13 protein-coding genes are annotated in these 13,216 nt (G+C 60.6%); 7 read left to right on the top strand and 6 right to left on the bottom strand.

What is annotated here, in order from left to right; genetic code table 11:
• Positions 1–36: 36 nt before the first annotated feature.
• The 3 genes from E3U23_RS10675 to rlmN are packed head-to-tail and all read right to left on the bottom strand — an operon-like array spanning position 37 to position 2,503.
• Positions 37–681 carry an MOSC domain-containing protein gene (locus E3U23_RS10675; protein ID WP_279351253.1) on the bottom strand — a complete coding sequence of 215 codons (645 nt, stop codon included), beginning with the start codon at positions 679–681 and terminating at the stop codon, positions 37–39.
• Positions 678–1,274, bottom strand: a complete 597-nt coding sequence (locus tag E3U23_RS10670) for a class I SAM-dependent methyltransferase (RefSeq protein ID WP_279351252.1) — start codon at positions 1,272–1,274, stop codon at positions 678–680. The genes E3U23_RS10675 and E3U23_RS10670 overlap by 4 nt, the downstream gene beginning before the upstream one ends.
• Entirely contained in the window at positions 1,271–2,503 is a 1,233-nt protein-coding gene (gene rlmN, locus E3U23_RS10665) for a 23S rRNA (adenine(2503)-C(2))-methyltransferase RlmN (RefSeq protein ID WP_279351251.1), read from the bottom strand. The genes E3U23_RS10670 and rlmN overlap by 4 nt, the downstream gene beginning before the upstream one ends.
• Positions 2,504–2,790: 287 nt before the next feature.
• On the opposite strand from rlmN, the gene E3U23_RS10660 reads away from it, so the two are divergent.
• Complete coding sequence (locus E3U23_RS10660) at positions 2,791–3,456, top strand: outer membrane protein (protein WP_279351250.1); 666 nt, start codon at positions 2,791–2,793, stop codon at positions 3,454–3,456.
• A 54-nt stretch (positions 3,457–3,510) separates the two neighbouring features.
• Here the strand turns inward: E3U23_RS10660 and E3U23_RS10655 are convergent, their stop codons facing one another.
• From E3U23_RS10655 to E3U23_RS10645, 3 genes are read right to left on the bottom strand one after another with little or no spacing between them, the layout of a single operon-like run.
• Positions 3,511–4,008, bottom strand: coding sequence for a hypothetical protein (locus E3U23_RS10655; protein ID WP_279351249.1), 498 nt, complete (start codon positions 4,006–4,008; stop codon positions 3,511–3,513).
• Positions 3,989–4,471: a GreA/GreB family elongation factor gene (locus E3U23_RS10650; RefSeq protein ID WP_279351248.1), complete on the bottom strand. Its 483-nt coding sequence runs from the start codon at positions 4,469–4,471 to the stop codon at positions 3,989–3,991. Before E3U23_RS10650 ends, E3U23_RS10655 begins: the two co-directional genes overlap by 20 nt.
• 19 nt (positions 4,472–4,490) lie before the next feature.
• Positions 4,491–6,449, bottom strand: a complete 1,959-nt coding sequence (locus E3U23_RS10645) for a lytic transglycosylase domain-containing protein (RefSeq protein WP_279351247.1) — start codon at positions 6,447–6,449, stop codon at positions 4,491–4,493.
• A 95-nt stretch (positions 6,450–6,544) separates the two neighbouring features.
• Between E3U23_RS10645 and dapA the strand changes: the two genes are divergently transcribed.
• From dapA to E3U23_RS10615, 6 genes are all read left to right on the top strand, one after another.
• Positions 6,545–7,426, top strand: coding sequence for a 4-hydroxy-tetrahydrodipicolinate synthase (gene dapA / locus E3U23_RS10640; protein ID WP_279351246.1), 882 nt, complete (start codon positions 6,545–6,547; stop codon positions 7,424–7,426).
• A 28-nt stretch (positions 7,427–7,454) separates the two neighbouring features.
• Positions 7,455–7,937 (top strand): SsrA-binding protein SmpB, encoded by a 483-nt coding sequence (gene smpB / locus E3U23_RS10635; protein WP_279351245.1) that lies wholly within the window; start codon positions 7,455–7,457, stop codon positions 7,935–7,937.
• A gap of 137 nt (positions 7,938–8,074) precedes the next feature.
• Complete coding sequence (locus E3U23_RS10630; RefSeq protein ID WP_279351244.1) at positions 8,075–8,659, top strand: DUF2062 domain-containing protein; 585 nt, start codon at positions 8,075–8,077, stop codon at positions 8,657–8,659.
• Positions 8,656–11,139, top strand: coding sequence for a hybrid sensor histidine kinase/response regulator (locus E3U23_RS10625; protein ID WP_431732683.1), 2,484 nt, complete (start codon positions 8,656–8,658; stop codon positions 11,137–11,139). The genes E3U23_RS10630 and E3U23_RS10625 overlap by 4 nt, the downstream gene beginning before the upstream one ends.
• A gap of 152 nt (positions 11,140–11,291) precedes the next feature.
• Positions 11,292–12,356, top strand: coding sequence for a recombinase RecA (gene recA, locus E3U23_RS10620; protein WP_279351243.1), 1,065 nt, complete (start codon positions 11,292–11,294; stop codon positions 12,354–12,356).
• 187 nt (positions 12,357–12,543) lie between these two features.
• Complete coding sequence (locus E3U23_RS10615) at positions 12,544–13,170, top strand: glutathione S-transferase family protein (protein WP_279351242.1); 627 nt, start codon at positions 12,544–12,546, stop codon at positions 13,168–13,170.
• The last annotated feature ends 46 nt before the right edge of the window (positions 13,171–13,216 follow it).

The raw sequence follows: 13,216 nt of genomic DNA, 5'->3' as shown, positions 1-13,216 counted from the left end.
ACGAGTTGCGCGATATTGTCCGACGAACAGAGCCGCTCAAATCGAAAGGCGCTTGCTTATATCGTGGACAAGACGATCGGAGACGCGGTCCAAGTTTGCGATTTGGCGCATGGCATCCTCGTCTCGGGAATTTCCGTAGACCGCGTCGAACGTACGCTTGATCGTCCATTCGGAATGACCGCTGTCCTCGCGAACGAGGCGATCGCCTGCGCGCACATAGCCTTCTTCGAGCACCCTGTAGAACCAACCGCATCGAGAAGCGCGAACGATTGCTTTCACGATGCCGGCGCATTCCAGATGCTTCTCGATCGTCGCGCAGGGTTGGCGGGGCTGCGATATTTCAATCATGGCCGTTCCCAGGCGGAAACGATCACCGATCCGGACATCGTCTTCGAGCAGTCCGGATGCAGCAATGTTCTCTCCCATGCTGCCAGGCCCTTCGAGCCGCGGCAGCGCGCCGAACGTTGCGCGAAGCCAATCGTAATGTTCGGCCGGATAATGATGCAGCGCCATCGCAGGAAAGCCATGGTGCGTGCGGTCGGCCTGCACATCGCATCCGATCCCGCGCGAACAGATGCGGACGGTTCCTTCGAGCGGTGCCTTGGAGATACCGCTTCGCTTGCCGCCGGGGAGGGCGGCTATCCCACCCGCGCAAATGGCGTCCACCCGGATCGCGTTCATGATGGCGTCCGGCAGGTGAGGGCGATCCAGTCGCGCATCGTTCCGTCGGCGCCTTTACCGGGATAGGTCGACTTCGATACGACTTCGAACCCGGCTAGCCGATACTGCTCATCGATCCAGTCCGTATCGGGGAAGTTGTGTAGGCGGCCAAGCAGGTCGCGACCTTCATCGTTTCCGAGCTTGAAACTTGCTTGGTGCCAGCCGCTTGGAACCAGCGCACGGTGGATAGCTGTAAGCACTTCGGGCATATCCATTCTTGCGACATGGAGAAGGGAGGCATGCGCCCACACGGCATCATATATGTGTTCCGCGCCCAGTTCGTCGAACCGCATGGTGCGAGCAGGGAGATCGAAGCGCTCTTTCGCCTTCCGTACCATCGCTACCGACCCGTCGGTAGGATCAACGTCGAACCCGCGCTCCAGCATGCGGGCCGCATCGCGCCCGGCTCCGCATCCGAGTTCTAGAATGCGGGCGCCGGGTTGCAAGCGGTCAAGAAACGCGTCGAGATCGCGGCTTGGCGCGGTGCCGAAGCTCATCGTATAGCGCGGCGCCTGCGCTTCGTAGAACGCTAGCGTCGCCGCGTCTGCGCTCACACCGCCGCCGCAGCTTCGCGGTCGCGTTCCGCCCGGCTCTTCTTCTCCGCTGTCGTCTTGAGCTGACCGCAGGCTGCATCGATGTCGCGCCCGCGCGGCGTACGGACGGGTGCGGAGATGCCGCCTTCGAACACGATATCGGAAAAGCGCTTCACCCGTTCCGGCGTGGAGCATTCGTAAACCGCGCCGGGCCATGGATTGAACGGGATCAGGTTCACCTTGGCCGGCAGGTCGTACTGCCTGAGCAGGCGGACCAGTTCGCGCGCATCGGCATCGCTATCGTTCTTGTCCTTCAGCATCACGTACTCGAACGTGATGCGCCGGGCATTGCTGGCACCCGGATAGGCGGCGCAGGCCGAAAGCAATTCCTCGATGCCGTATTTCCTGTTGAGCGGCACGATCTCGTCCCGCACATTCTTGCTCACCGCGTGAAGAGAGACGGCCAAATTGACGCCGATCTCTTCGCCGCAGCGCTCCATCATAGGGACCACGCCACTGGTGGAAAGCGTGATCCGGCGCTTGGACAAGGCGAGACCGTCGCCATCCATCACCAGACGCAACGCATCGCGAACATTGTCGAAATTGTAGAGCGGCTCGCCCATGCCCATCATCACGATATTGGTGAGCAAGCGCCCGTCGGCGGTATATTCCGCCTCACTTTCGACCTCGGCGAAATCCATCTTGCCCTTTGGCCATTCGCCCAGCGCATCGCGCGCCAGCATGACCTGGCCGACGATCTCTCCCGGCGTAAGGTTGCGGACCAAGCGCATCGTTCCCGTATGGCAGAAGCGGCAATTGAGGGTGCAGCCGACCTGACTGGAAACGCACAAGGTTCCGCGATCGGCGTCGGGGATGAACACCATCTCGAACTCATGACCATCGGCAGTCTTGAGGAGCCATTTGCGCGTACCGTCGGTAGAATGCTGTGCCTCGACCACGTCGGGGCGGCCAATCACGAAACGCTCCGCCAGCCAGGGGCGCATCGTCTTGGCGATGTCGGTCATCGCTTCGAACTCAGTCACGCCGCGATGATACAGCCAGTGGAACACCTGTTTCGCACGAAGCTTCGCCTGCTTGCCATCAAGACCTGCCTGTTCGAACAGTTCGCAAATGCGCGCCTTGGGCAAGCCGATCAGGTCGGTGCGACCGTCGGCACGCGGCGTGATGTCGCGCGCGGCGGGGACGGGATCGATCTGTCCCGGGATGCTCATCAATTCTGAAACGGCCATAGGGGGTATATAGGGCCTCGGACCTTCAGACGAAAGCCTGAGACTGCGCGGCATACGCGTTGGATGGCGCCGGTTGCTTTCAAGTGCATTCGTCGAATTTTCCGGAACACCCTCCTCCATTTTCGACCAAGAGGCTGAATTTAAATACAAATTTGAAAACTGTTGTGGCAAATAAACAACATTATTCTGTTGTGCGGCGTTCATGAAACCCGCCCGTATTCCGAACGTATTGAAACCACGCGACGGGGAACAACCTTGCGTGCCTAAATACACTTGGAGTAACGTTAATGAAAAAGACAGCTTTCCTTCTTGCCGCCGGTACGATTGCCATGATGGCTTCGCCTGCAGCGGCACAGAGTGCGATCGATGGTCCCTTCACCGGGCCGCGCGGGGAAGTATTGCTCGGCTACGACATTAGTAAAGCCGGCAGCACGATAGACAACGACGACATCGACAACGACGATCAGTCGATCGACGGTCTGAACTACGGCGTTGGCATCGGATACGACTTTAACGCCGGTGGTGCCGTGATCGGCATCGAAGGTGAATACACCGGTTCGACCGCCGAAACGGAATTCAACGACGGTGACTTCGAAGGCATCGGCCTCGGCAATGTCGAAACCGGTCGCGATCTGTACATCGGTGCGCGCGCCGGTATCTTGGCGCAGCCCGATCTGCTGCTTTACGTGAAGGGTGGTTACACCAATGCTTCGTACAACCTCCGTTCGCGCGGCGGTGAATTCAATCTAAACGAAGATCTACGTGCAGATGGCTACCGCGTCGGTGCGGGTGCGGAATACGCGCTGAGCGAAAACACCTTCGCCAAGCTCGAATACCGTTATTCGAACTACAGCGATGCCGAAGTCGAGTTCGACAACGGGGATGATGTCGATGTCGGTGACATCGACCTCGACCGTCACCAGATCATGGCGGGCTTCGGCTTCCGCTTCTAATCTTTGCGATTAGATCGAACCATTGGCCGGGGGCGTACAGCGCCTCCGGCCTTTTTATTTCCGACCGCAAGCCAGAGTTGCGGCGTCGATCGCCGTTGCCGCGCCAGCGAGCGGATAACGGTCCGTGAAGCGATTGCCGCGCGTGTCGAATGCAGCGATCGTCATGCTCTGCGATGAGCGCATACCGGCGAGGATCGCGGCATTGGTTTGCGCATCGAACGCCCAAACATCGCTCCTGCTGCCGCTCATCTTGTACCAGCTGTTACCGACGCGAAGGCTGATGCGCGTTCCCGGCCGCGTACGGCGCCCAAGCTTGAAATAGACTTGCCCACGCAATCGGCGTTGCGGCCAGGTGCCAACGCTGGCGTAAGCGGCGATGTCCCGCTTACTCGCGGTGGGTAAAGGCGTAGCGATAGCGTAGCAGCGACCGTTCGGCGCATCCCTGAAGGCGCCCCAGCTTTCGAATATACCGAGACTGTCTTTCGCCGACAGCGTGCTGGCCGAAAAGGCGACCACGAAGATCAGCGTGAACCTAGCGATAGTCGATCGCATCGATTTCCCACTCCTTCACTCCGCCGGGAAGACGAACGCTGCGCACGTCGCCCACCGATGCGCCCTTGAGCGCGCGAGCCAGCGGACTGGACCAGCCGATCCGCCCTGCACTCGCATCCTGTTCGTCATCGCCGACGAGGGTGACGGTTCGCGTTGCATCGTCCTCGTCTATCAAGATCACAGTCGCGCCGAAGAACACGCGAGTTTTGTCGGGCTGTTCTGCCGGGTCGATGACGCGTGCCGCTTTCATCCGGCGGGAGAGATGCGCCAGTTCGCGGTCGATCTCGCGCATGCGCTTGCGGCCGTAAAGGTAGTCGCCGTTCTCGCTGCGGTCGCCATTGCCGGCCGCCCAACTGACGATTTCGACGATTTCCGGTCGCTCGGTTCCCAGAAGATGGTCGTAGCGCGCCTTCATCGCGGCATAGCCTGCGGCGGTGACGGGGTTGGAAGGGGCGGCAGCCATCCGCCGCCCCTAGCAAAGCTTACCGCAGAAAGTCACTCACCGTACGCGGATTGCCCATGCGCGCCTTGTCGGGATTGAGCTGTTCGTACACGGCGGCGTTTTCCAGCACGCGTTGCACGTAGTTCTTGGTCTCGTAGAACGGAATCTGTTCGATCCAGTCGATCCAAGAAACCGCTCCGGTCCGCGGATCGCCATTTGCGCGAAGCCACTTGTTCACATTGCCAGGGCCGGCATTGTAAGCGGCGACGGCGAGCGGATAGCTCCCGCCGTAATAATCGAGCATCCGCCCGATATAGGCGTTGCCGAGCTGGATGTTGTAGCTCGGCGAATCGATCAGGCTGGCGGACATATAGTTCATACCGAGCTTGCCTGCCTGCTCGCGCGCGGTTCCGGGCATGAGCTGCATCAGGCCGCGGGCACCGGCATGACTGATCGCGTTGCCGGCGAACTGGCTTTCCTGCCGCGTGATCGCATGCACCATCGTCCAGTTAGAGCCCGGCGGAACCGGCATCACAGGATAGCCTTGGGCGACGAAACCGTCATGGCCCTTCGCGCCTGCCGCATCCGCGAGATTGACGGCAAGGTCGCGGCGGCCCGTCTCGCGTGCCAGTTCGGCGACCAGAGCATGGTCTACCGGCGTGTCCGCATTGTCCGCCAAAGCGCGATAGAATTGAATTCCGGTCCGCCAAGGGGCGCCCTTGGAAACCTCGCGCACCGCTGCGACGATCGGCGTAGCCTGGAAAGCGGCACGTTGCTCGGCCGAGGGCAAGGCGAGGTTGACGCTGCCGAGCGAGGGAACTGGGCGGCCGAGTTCTTTTAAGGCCAGTTGGCCGTAAAAGCGTTCGGGATATTCGGCGGCCATATCGAAATAGCGCTGCGCCTCGGCGTTGTTGCCTGCGCGTTTGGCGGCATAACCTGCCCAATAGAAACCTTTGGAACGGGTGGGCGGGGTCTGGGCAGCGGCGCCGTACCTGTAGAAGAGCGGAGCGGCGCGATTTCCGTCGTCCAGCGACCATAGCGCCTTGGTCCCGCCTAGCCACATTAGCGATGTGTAATCGTCGCGCAGGCGGTACGACATGGTGGAAATGTCGGCTCCCGGTTCAAACAGATCGTCGACGTTGGCTGCGATGCGTACGGCAGGCTCGGAGCCCGCCCCCTTTGCGATGTCGAGCGCACGGCCGATGTAGTCTTCCGGGTCGAAGGCCGAATCGGAGAACGGCGCACGGGTCGCAAGCAAGCTGATTGCCGCAGGCAGTTGACCGTTCTGACGGTAATAGCCGGCGAGATTGTAGACATAGCCGCTATCGGCCAAAGCGGCGGGTGGGGTCGAAAGGCCGGCATCGGACGGAAGGCTACCCTGTAGCAGCGCCAGCCGGGCCATCGCTATGTCGCGATAGGCGGGAGAAACCCGCACGACTTGCCGTGCAGCGGCTTCCTGCTCGCTCTGCCACAGCAATGCATCCATTCGCGCATCGTGATCGGCTTGGGTAAGGCGGGCGCCGAACAAGCCTTGCATATAGGCTTCGGCTGGGCCGCTCATCCGGCCGCCGCGCCACGCTTCGCGCGCTATGTCGAAGGCTTGCGGGCGGTTCTGCGCAGCAAGGGCAAGGGCGTAGCGCGCCTTTGCGCCATTGGTGATCGGCGGATTGCGATCGAAGAAGGCGACCAGCGTCTCCGGCGTCACCGCATCTCGGTCGAGCGCGCTTTCAGCACGTTGCTGCAACCGGTCCTGCTGGGGAAAGCCGGGATAGGTCGTGATGAAATTGGCATAGTCACCGAACGAGAGATTGTCCTGCCCGATCAGATATTGCCAGCGGTCCACCGCCTGCGCGATCCGGCCTGGCTGCTGCGCAACCATCGAATTGCGCGCGGCATCCCAGCTTGCGCCATCCTGCGCCGAGGCGGCGACAGGAAAAGCGAGGGTGGCGGCGGAGGTAAAGAAAAGTGCGGTAAGTGTTTTTGTGCCCATGCTGGACATAATGCCTGTGCCCTCCTTATCAGGCGCTGAATCAATTATGGCGAGACGCGTGCGGCTTGCCCCATTTCTCTTTATTGCAACGCAGGTTACCGGCAATGTTTTCAGGTTCGATTCCCGCTCTTGTGACGCCGTTTCGCGATGGGACGATCGATGAGGAGGGGTTTCGCCGGTTGATCGACTTCCAGATCGAGAACGGCAGCACGGCTCTGGTCGCCTGCGGCACGACAGGCGAGGCCTCGACCCTGTCGAATGCGGAGCATCACCGTGTCATCGAATTATGCGTTGAACAGGCAGCGGGCAGGGTGCCTGTGATTGCCGGCTGCGGCAGCAACGATACGCAGAACGCCTTGTTACACATGAGCTTCTCGCGAAAGGCGGGAGCAGCTGCGGGTCTGTGTGTCGCGCCTTACTACAACCGGCCGAGCCAGACGGGCTTGATTGCACATTTCAGCCATCTGGCCGAAAACAGCGACTTGCCCATCGTGCTGTACAACGTTCCGGGACGTACGGTTACCGATATAGAGCCGGACACCGTTTGCGAATTGGCGAAGCGCTATCCCGAAAAGATCGTCGCGATAAAGGATGCGAGCGGCGATTTGAGCCGCGTGACCGATCATCGCATGGGCATCGGACGTGATTTCTGCCAGCTCTCTGGCGACGACGAACTGGCGCTTCCCGCCAACGCTGCGGGCGCCGTCGGCTGTATTTCCGTGACCGCAAACGTCGCGCCGAAGCTATGCTGCGATTTCCAGCAAGCGTGCGCCGACAACGATTTGGTCCGGGCGCGTGAACTGAACGACAAACTCTACCCGCTGCACTATGCAATGTTCGAGGATGCGAGCCCCGCACCGGTCAAGTACGCCCTCAGTCGCGTACACGACTGGCTAAGCGACGAGGTAAGGCTGCCGATCGTCGCCTGTTCAGACGCCGCGCGGGAAGCGGTGGATGACGCTCTCGTCCATGCGGGCTTGGTTTAAGCTGCTTACTTCTTAGGTTCCGCTCATCATGGCTCGCCCCAAACCCGAAACGTTCGACAAGCAACGCGTCGTCGCCGACAACCGACGGGTGCGGTTCGACTATCATATTGAAGATACCTACGAAGCGGGGCTTGCGCTGCAGGGCACCGAGGTGAAGGCGCTGCGCGCGGGCGAAGCCTCGATCAAGGAGAGCTATGCCGAGGTTCGCGATGGGCAGGTCTGGCTCGTCAATTCGAACATACCCGAATACAGCCACGGCAACCGGCTCAATCACGAACCGCGGCGGCCGCGCAAGCTGCTGCTTCATGAGCGCGAGATCCAGCGCCTGTTCGGAGCGGTCGAGCGTAAGGGTATGACCCTCGTTCCCTTGTCGGTGTATTTCAATAAGACCGGTCGCGCGAAGGTCGAACTGGCTCTGGCAAAGGGCAAGCAGGCGCACGATAAACGGCAAACCGTGAAGGATCGGGACTGGAAGCGCGACAAGGCGCGCCTCATGCGCGAGAAGGGGTAGGCGAGGGCGGCCTTAGCGATAGCCGTTCACGCCCGGTTTGTGCTATCTGGCTATCGGGCTATCCACCAGTCACGCCACCCTTTTGCGGAAATTCTTTTGAATAACGTTCCTGCCATCTTTTCTGCATTTTCGGAGTTATGAAGCGCAAACGTTCAAAGGATTGGCTTGCGCGCCGTTTCGAACGGCATATGCCGACGCGCGAGGAAATGGCACAGAACCGTTTCCTGAAGCCGATCGCGCATCGCTTCCTGTCGCCCGAACTCTGGCGCTTCACACGGCGCAGCGTACCGCGCGGTGTCGCGCTCGGACTGTTCGCGGCGTTCATCGTCCCCCTCGGTCAGATTTTCCTCGCGGCGTTTCTTGCTCTGCCGGCACGGGCGAACGTTCCGCTGGCGGCGATCGTGACGTTCGTAACCAACCCCTTCACGCTGCCGTTCTGGTTGGTTTTCGCCAACCGTACCGGCGCGTTCGTGCTGAACATCGATCGCGCAGTGGGCGGAGGCGCCGGCCATCTGGCAAACGATCAGGGCGCGCTTGCTCAGTGGCTTGAACTCGGCGGCGTGACCGCCTTTGGTTTTCTCGTCCTCGCACTCGTTTCGGCGGCGATCGGCTATGTCGTGGCTGGTTTTGTCTGGCAGCGGCTGGTCTTCAGCAAAAGGCGGCGCAAACTCCGCGAAATAGAGCGGCGGCTCGATCGTCGCCTGACGAAAGACGCAAAATGATGGAGATGCGTCCGGCGTCCTCGCAGGGTCTCCCGCCTTTGCCGTTACTGTTCGGCATTGCCGGAGCGATCATCGTATCGACGGTCCTGATTTGGCTGCTCGGAGGCAGTTCGCTGGTCGCCCTGGCCTATGCTGGCGGGATCGTAACGATCGTTCTTACCCTGTTGTTGGCGACGCGCATTCAGGCAGAACCCGCAATCGATGTTGCCATTCACCCAGATTGGTCTGTCACCGGCGTGGCTATCGAGAATGCTCGACGCGCCATAGCAATTACGGATCGCGCAAACCGGATGGCGTGCGCAAACTCCGCTTACAGCGACTGGTTCGGCGCGGATAAGACTCCGTTCGAACTGCCACTAGCCGAGGAGAGCCGTTCGCGATTGCTCGAAGGGGCAAGACAGGTCTGGCGCGAGGGTGCGATCAAGGTCGACGATTTGCGTGATCAGAACGACGATATATGCTGGCACGCTAAGCTGGAGCGAGCGGGCCGAGGCGAGGATTTCCTTGTCTGGCGGTTCGTGCAGGTCGTCCAGGAACGCAGTTACGACATGTTGGCTTCGCGCCTCAATGGCCCCTTGGGAGTCGTGTTCTCGCGCGCCGGTGTCGAGCTCGCACTTGTCGCACCGGACGGGATTATCCAGGCGGCCACGGTCGGACTCGCGGAGCGTGCGACGGGGATGGGCGATGTTTCGTTGATTGGCCAAGAGTTTGTCCAATTGCTGCGCTCCGATGAGCGGGATCGAATATTCTACGCGCAGGAAGGCCAGCAAGGTACGCCGCAAACCCTCATCCATATTCCGTTGGACAGCGCCGAGTCGGGCGCCGTCAGCAATGCTGATCAAGCCTCTTCGCTAATGCTTCTGATCGACAGCTCCGTAGGGATCGGCGGTGGTTGGCAGAATAATGGCAAGGCAGCCGTTCCACAGCTCGAAGCTCTCTTGTCGGCACTTCCGCTGGGCTTGGCGCTTACTGACCGCGACGGTCGTTTTCTTTACGCGAACGCCGCGTTCCTCAGAGCTGTTGAGCGGGAAGAGGGTGGCCTGCCTCAATTCCCGTCCGATCTGGTGGTGCGGGAAGACAAGGCAGCACTCGCCGATACGGTTCGACGGTTTGCCAAGGGCGCGATGGCGAGCGGCGACATGGCCGTGCGCCTCGCCGGTGATAAAGAGGAACCTGTATCTATCGGGCTAGCCGGCGTTCGCGGGATCGGGGACGCGACAGTTCTGCTTTCGATCTCTGATTCGACCGAGGAAAAGCGCCTGCGTCGTCAGGTGGCGCAGGCCACGAAGATGCAGGCTGTAGGCCAGCTTGCGGGCGGCGTGGCGCACGATTTCAACAATGTGTTGACCGCGATCATCGGCTATTGCGATCTCATGCTGCTGCGTCACACGCCGGGCGACAGCGACTACGACGATATCCAGCAGATCCGCGCCAACTCCAACCGCGCCGCCAGCCTAACGCGCCAATTGCTTGCCTTCAGCCGCCAGCAGACCCTGCGCCCCGTCGTCCTGCAGATGCCCGATGTGGTCAGCGAAGTAAGTCAGCTCCTGAAGCGCCTCATGGGCGACAAGATCGAATTCTCCGTTCGCCACGATCGCGAGCTCGGCCCGGTTCGCGCCGATCCGCAGCAGCTCGAACAGGTCATCATCAATCTTGCGGTCAATGCGCGTGATGCGATGCAATCCCATGCGGACAAGACCGGGAAGCAGGACTGGAAAGGTCGGCTCACGCTCGCCACCCGGCGCGTTTCGGCACGTGATGTGCGCAAGATGGGCATCGATATCATGCCGGCCGACGATTATACCGTGTTGATCGTGCAGGACACCGGCGGCGGCATTCCGCAGCAGCATCTCAGCAAGATTTTCGAACCCTTTTTCACGACCAAGGAACAAGGTAAGGGCACCGGGCTTGGCCTTTCGACAGTGTACGGCATCGTCAAGCAATCGAACGGCTTCATCTTTGCCGACAATGTCATGGGACCGGACGGCAAGCTTCAAGGCGCGCGCTTCACCGTGTACCTGCCTGTCCACAAGGGCATCATGCCACCCGTACAGCGCCGCGAGGATGCGGACGATCAGAAAGCCAGCGAGTGGGCAGGCGGTGGCAAGCTCCTTCTTGTTGAGGACGAGGACATGGTTCGCGCCGTTGCAGAACGGGCGCTGACGAGGGCGGGCTACGCCGTAACCGCAACGGCGGATGGCGAGGAAGGTCTGGCCGCCGTCGTCAACGGCAAGGACGAGTTTGACCTCATCGTGTCGGACGTGGTGATGCCCGCGATGGACGGGCCTGCAATGGCCCGCGCGATCCGCAAGGTGAAACCCAACCTGCCGATCCTGTTCATGAGCGGCTATGCCGAAGAGCAGCTTCGCAACGAAATCGACATCGAAAACATGTATTTCATTCCTAAGCCCTTCAGCGTGCAGCAGATCAACGCGAAGGTAACCGAGGTAATGTCGAAACAGGGCGCGGCAGGCGGCTGATCGACATACTTTGGGCGTCGGAATCCCGATTTGTTACACCGACGACCGATAAAACTCGTTGTTCTGCTCTTGTTCTCGCGGAACATAACGCGTACATGCTCAAACAGTTGATGGGTTGGTAACGGCTCTGGTCAAGCGAAAGGGGTAATGTCATGGCGGCCAATCTCAAGTTGGTGAAGGACAAGGAAGTGGACGCAGACCGTCAGAAAGCGCTCGACGCGGCGCTCGCACAGATCGATCGTGCATTCGGCAAAGGCTCGGCGATGAAGCTGGGCAGCCGCGAGGCGATGAATGTCGAAGCAATTTCGACCGGCTCGCTCGGGCTTGATATTGCGCTCGGGATAGGCGGCCTGCCGAAGGGCCGCGTCATCGAGGTGTACGGCCCGGAAAGTTCGGGTAAGACAACGCTTGCTCTGCATTGCATTGCCGAAGCCCAGAAAGCGGGCGGAACGGCGGCATTCGTAGATGCCGAACATGCGCTGGATCCGGTTTATGCCAAGAAGCTCGGCGTCGATATCGACGAGTTGATCGTCTCCCAGCCGGATACGGGCGAGCAGGCACTCGAAATCACCGATACGCTGGTTCGCTCCAATGCGATCGACGTACTGGTGGTCGATTCGGTCGCGGCGCTCGTTCCGCGCGCGGAAATCGAAGGCGAGATGGGCGATAGCCACGTCGGCCTGCAGGCCCGCCTCATGTCGCAATCGCTGCGCAAGCTCACCGGTTCGATCAACCGCTCGAAATGCATGGTCATCTTCATCAACCAGTTGCGGATGAAGATCGGCGTAATGTACGGCAATCCCGAAACCACGACGGGCGGCAACGCGCTGAAGTTCTACGCATCGGTCCGTCTCGACATCCGCCGCACCGGTCAGATCAAGGATCGCGACGAGGTCGTTGGTAATTCGACCCGAGTGAAGGTCGTCAAGAACAAGGTCGCGCCGCCGTTCAAGCAGGTCGAGTTCGACATCATGTATGGCGAGGGCATCTCCAAAATCGGTGAAATTCTCGATCTGGGGGTAAAGGCCGGCGTGGTCGAGAAGTCGGGCAGCTGGTTCAGCTACGACAGTGTCCGCATCGGCCAAGGCCGTGAGAACGCGAAGAATTTCCTGCGGGAGAATCCCGAAATGTCCGCCAAGTTGGAAGCCGCGATCCGCGGTAAAACCGACGAGGTGGCCGAGGAGATGATGAGCGGTCCGGACGCGGACGAGGACTGAATCTTTTCAAGCGGAAGCACGCGATGCGGCGCCCAACCCCGCCGCCGCGCATAAGCTGGACTGTCCCCTGGCGCTTCCGGACAAACGGAGAAGCCGGCCGCTTCACACGAAGCGCGCCGGTTTTTTCGTATGCGGCTGGCGGGAAGGAAACCTGCAAGCTACGCTTCGGGCATTCAGGAGAGAAGTCATGACCATCACCGTCCATCATCTTAATAATAGCCGCTCGCAGCGTATCCTATGGCTACTCGAGGAACTGGACGCAGAGTATGAGGTCGTGCGCTACGAACGCGACGCGGAAACGAACCTCGCCCCAACCGAATTAAAACAAGTCCATCCGCTCGGCAAGTCTCCCGCGATTGAGGACGACGGCCGGCTCGTCACGGAGAGCGGCGCGATCATCGAATACCTCTGCGAACGGCACGGTGGCGAAGCCTGGTTGCCCGATCGCGCTTCGAGTGACTGGATCGACTACCTCGAATGGATGCAATTCGGCGAAAGCTCGTTCTTCGTGCCCGTCATGCTGAAACTTTACAGTGGCCGCCTCGGCCATGCTGCCGCACCCCTCATGCCGCGCATCGAAGAGCAGCTCGGCGCGCATGTCGATTACGCCGACAGCCGTATCTCGGACGATCTGCATTTCGTGGGATCGGACTGGAGCGCCGCTGACGTCATGATGAGCTTCCCCGCCGAAATCGCCGTCATGCAGGGCTATGCCGAACGCGCACCCAAGCTGGCGCGCTTCGTCGAGGCGATCCATGCCCGGCCCGGCTGGCAAAGAGCGCGCGAAAGAGGCGGCCCCTACTTCATGTGGTAAGCGCCGCCTCCCGTCGGACAAGGCGCCCTTTCCGGCTTGTCGCTCG

It is taken from the genome of Erythrobacter litoralis, assembly GCF_029760855.1.
Lineage (GTDB): Bacteria > Pseudomonadota > Alphaproteobacteria > Sphingomonadales > Sphingomonadaceae > Qipengyuania > Qipengyuania litoralis_A.
This window is presented reverse-complemented; position numbering and strand designations above follow the sequence as displayed.

What these genes read in the sequence shown, in the direction of transcription:
- dapA (WP_279351246.1), top strand. Translation starts at nt 6,545, where the DNA reads ATGTTTTCAGGTTCGATTCCCGCTCTTGTGACGCCGTTTCGCGATGGG.
- E3U23_RS10655 (WP_279351249.1), bottom strand. Translation starts at nt 4,008, where the DNA reads ATGCGATCGACTATCGCTAGGTTCACGCTGATCTTCGTGGTCGCCTTT.
- rlmN (WP_279351251.1), bottom strand. Translation starts at nt 2,503, where the DNA reads ATGGCCGTTTCAGAATTGATGAGCATCCCGGGACAGATCGATCCCGTC.
- E3U23_RS10630 (WP_279351244.1), top strand. Translation starts at nt 8,075, where the DNA reads ATGAAGCGCAAACGTTCAAAGGATTGGCTTGCGCGCCGTTTCGAACGG.
- E3U23_RS10625 (WP_431732683.1), top strand. Translation starts at nt 8,656, where the DNA reads ATGATGGAGATGCGTCCGGCGTCCTCGCAGGGTCTCCCGCCTTTGCCG.
- E3U23_RS10645 (WP_279351247.1), bottom strand. Translation starts at nt 6,449, where the DNA reads ATGTCCAGCATGGGCACAAAAACACTTACCGCACTTTTCTTTACCTCC.
- recA (WP_279351243.1), top strand. Translation starts at nt 11,292, where the DNA reads ATGGCGGCCAATCTCAAGTTGGTGAAGGACAAGGAAGTGGACGCAGAC.
- E3U23_RS10660 (WP_279351250.1), top strand. Translation starts at nt 2,791, where the DNA reads ATGAAAAAGACAGCTTTCCTTCTTGCCGCCGGTACGATTGCCATGATG.
- smpB (WP_279351245.1), top strand. Translation starts at nt 7,455, where the DNA reads ATGGCTCGCCCCAAACCCGAAACGTTCGACAAGCAACGCGTCGTCGCC.
- E3U23_RS10650 (WP_279351248.1), bottom strand. Translation starts at nt 4,471, where the DNA reads ATGGCTGCCGCCCCTTCCAACCCCGTCACCGCCGCAGGCTATGCCGCG.
- E3U23_RS10675 (WP_279351253.1), bottom strand. Translation starts at nt 681, where the DNA reads ATGAACGCGATCCGGGTGGACGCCATTTGCGCGGGTGGGATAGCCGCC.
- E3U23_RS10615 (WP_279351242.1), top strand. Translation starts at nt 12,544, where the DNA reads ATGACCATCACCGTCCATCATCTTAATAATAGCCGCTCGCAGCGTATC.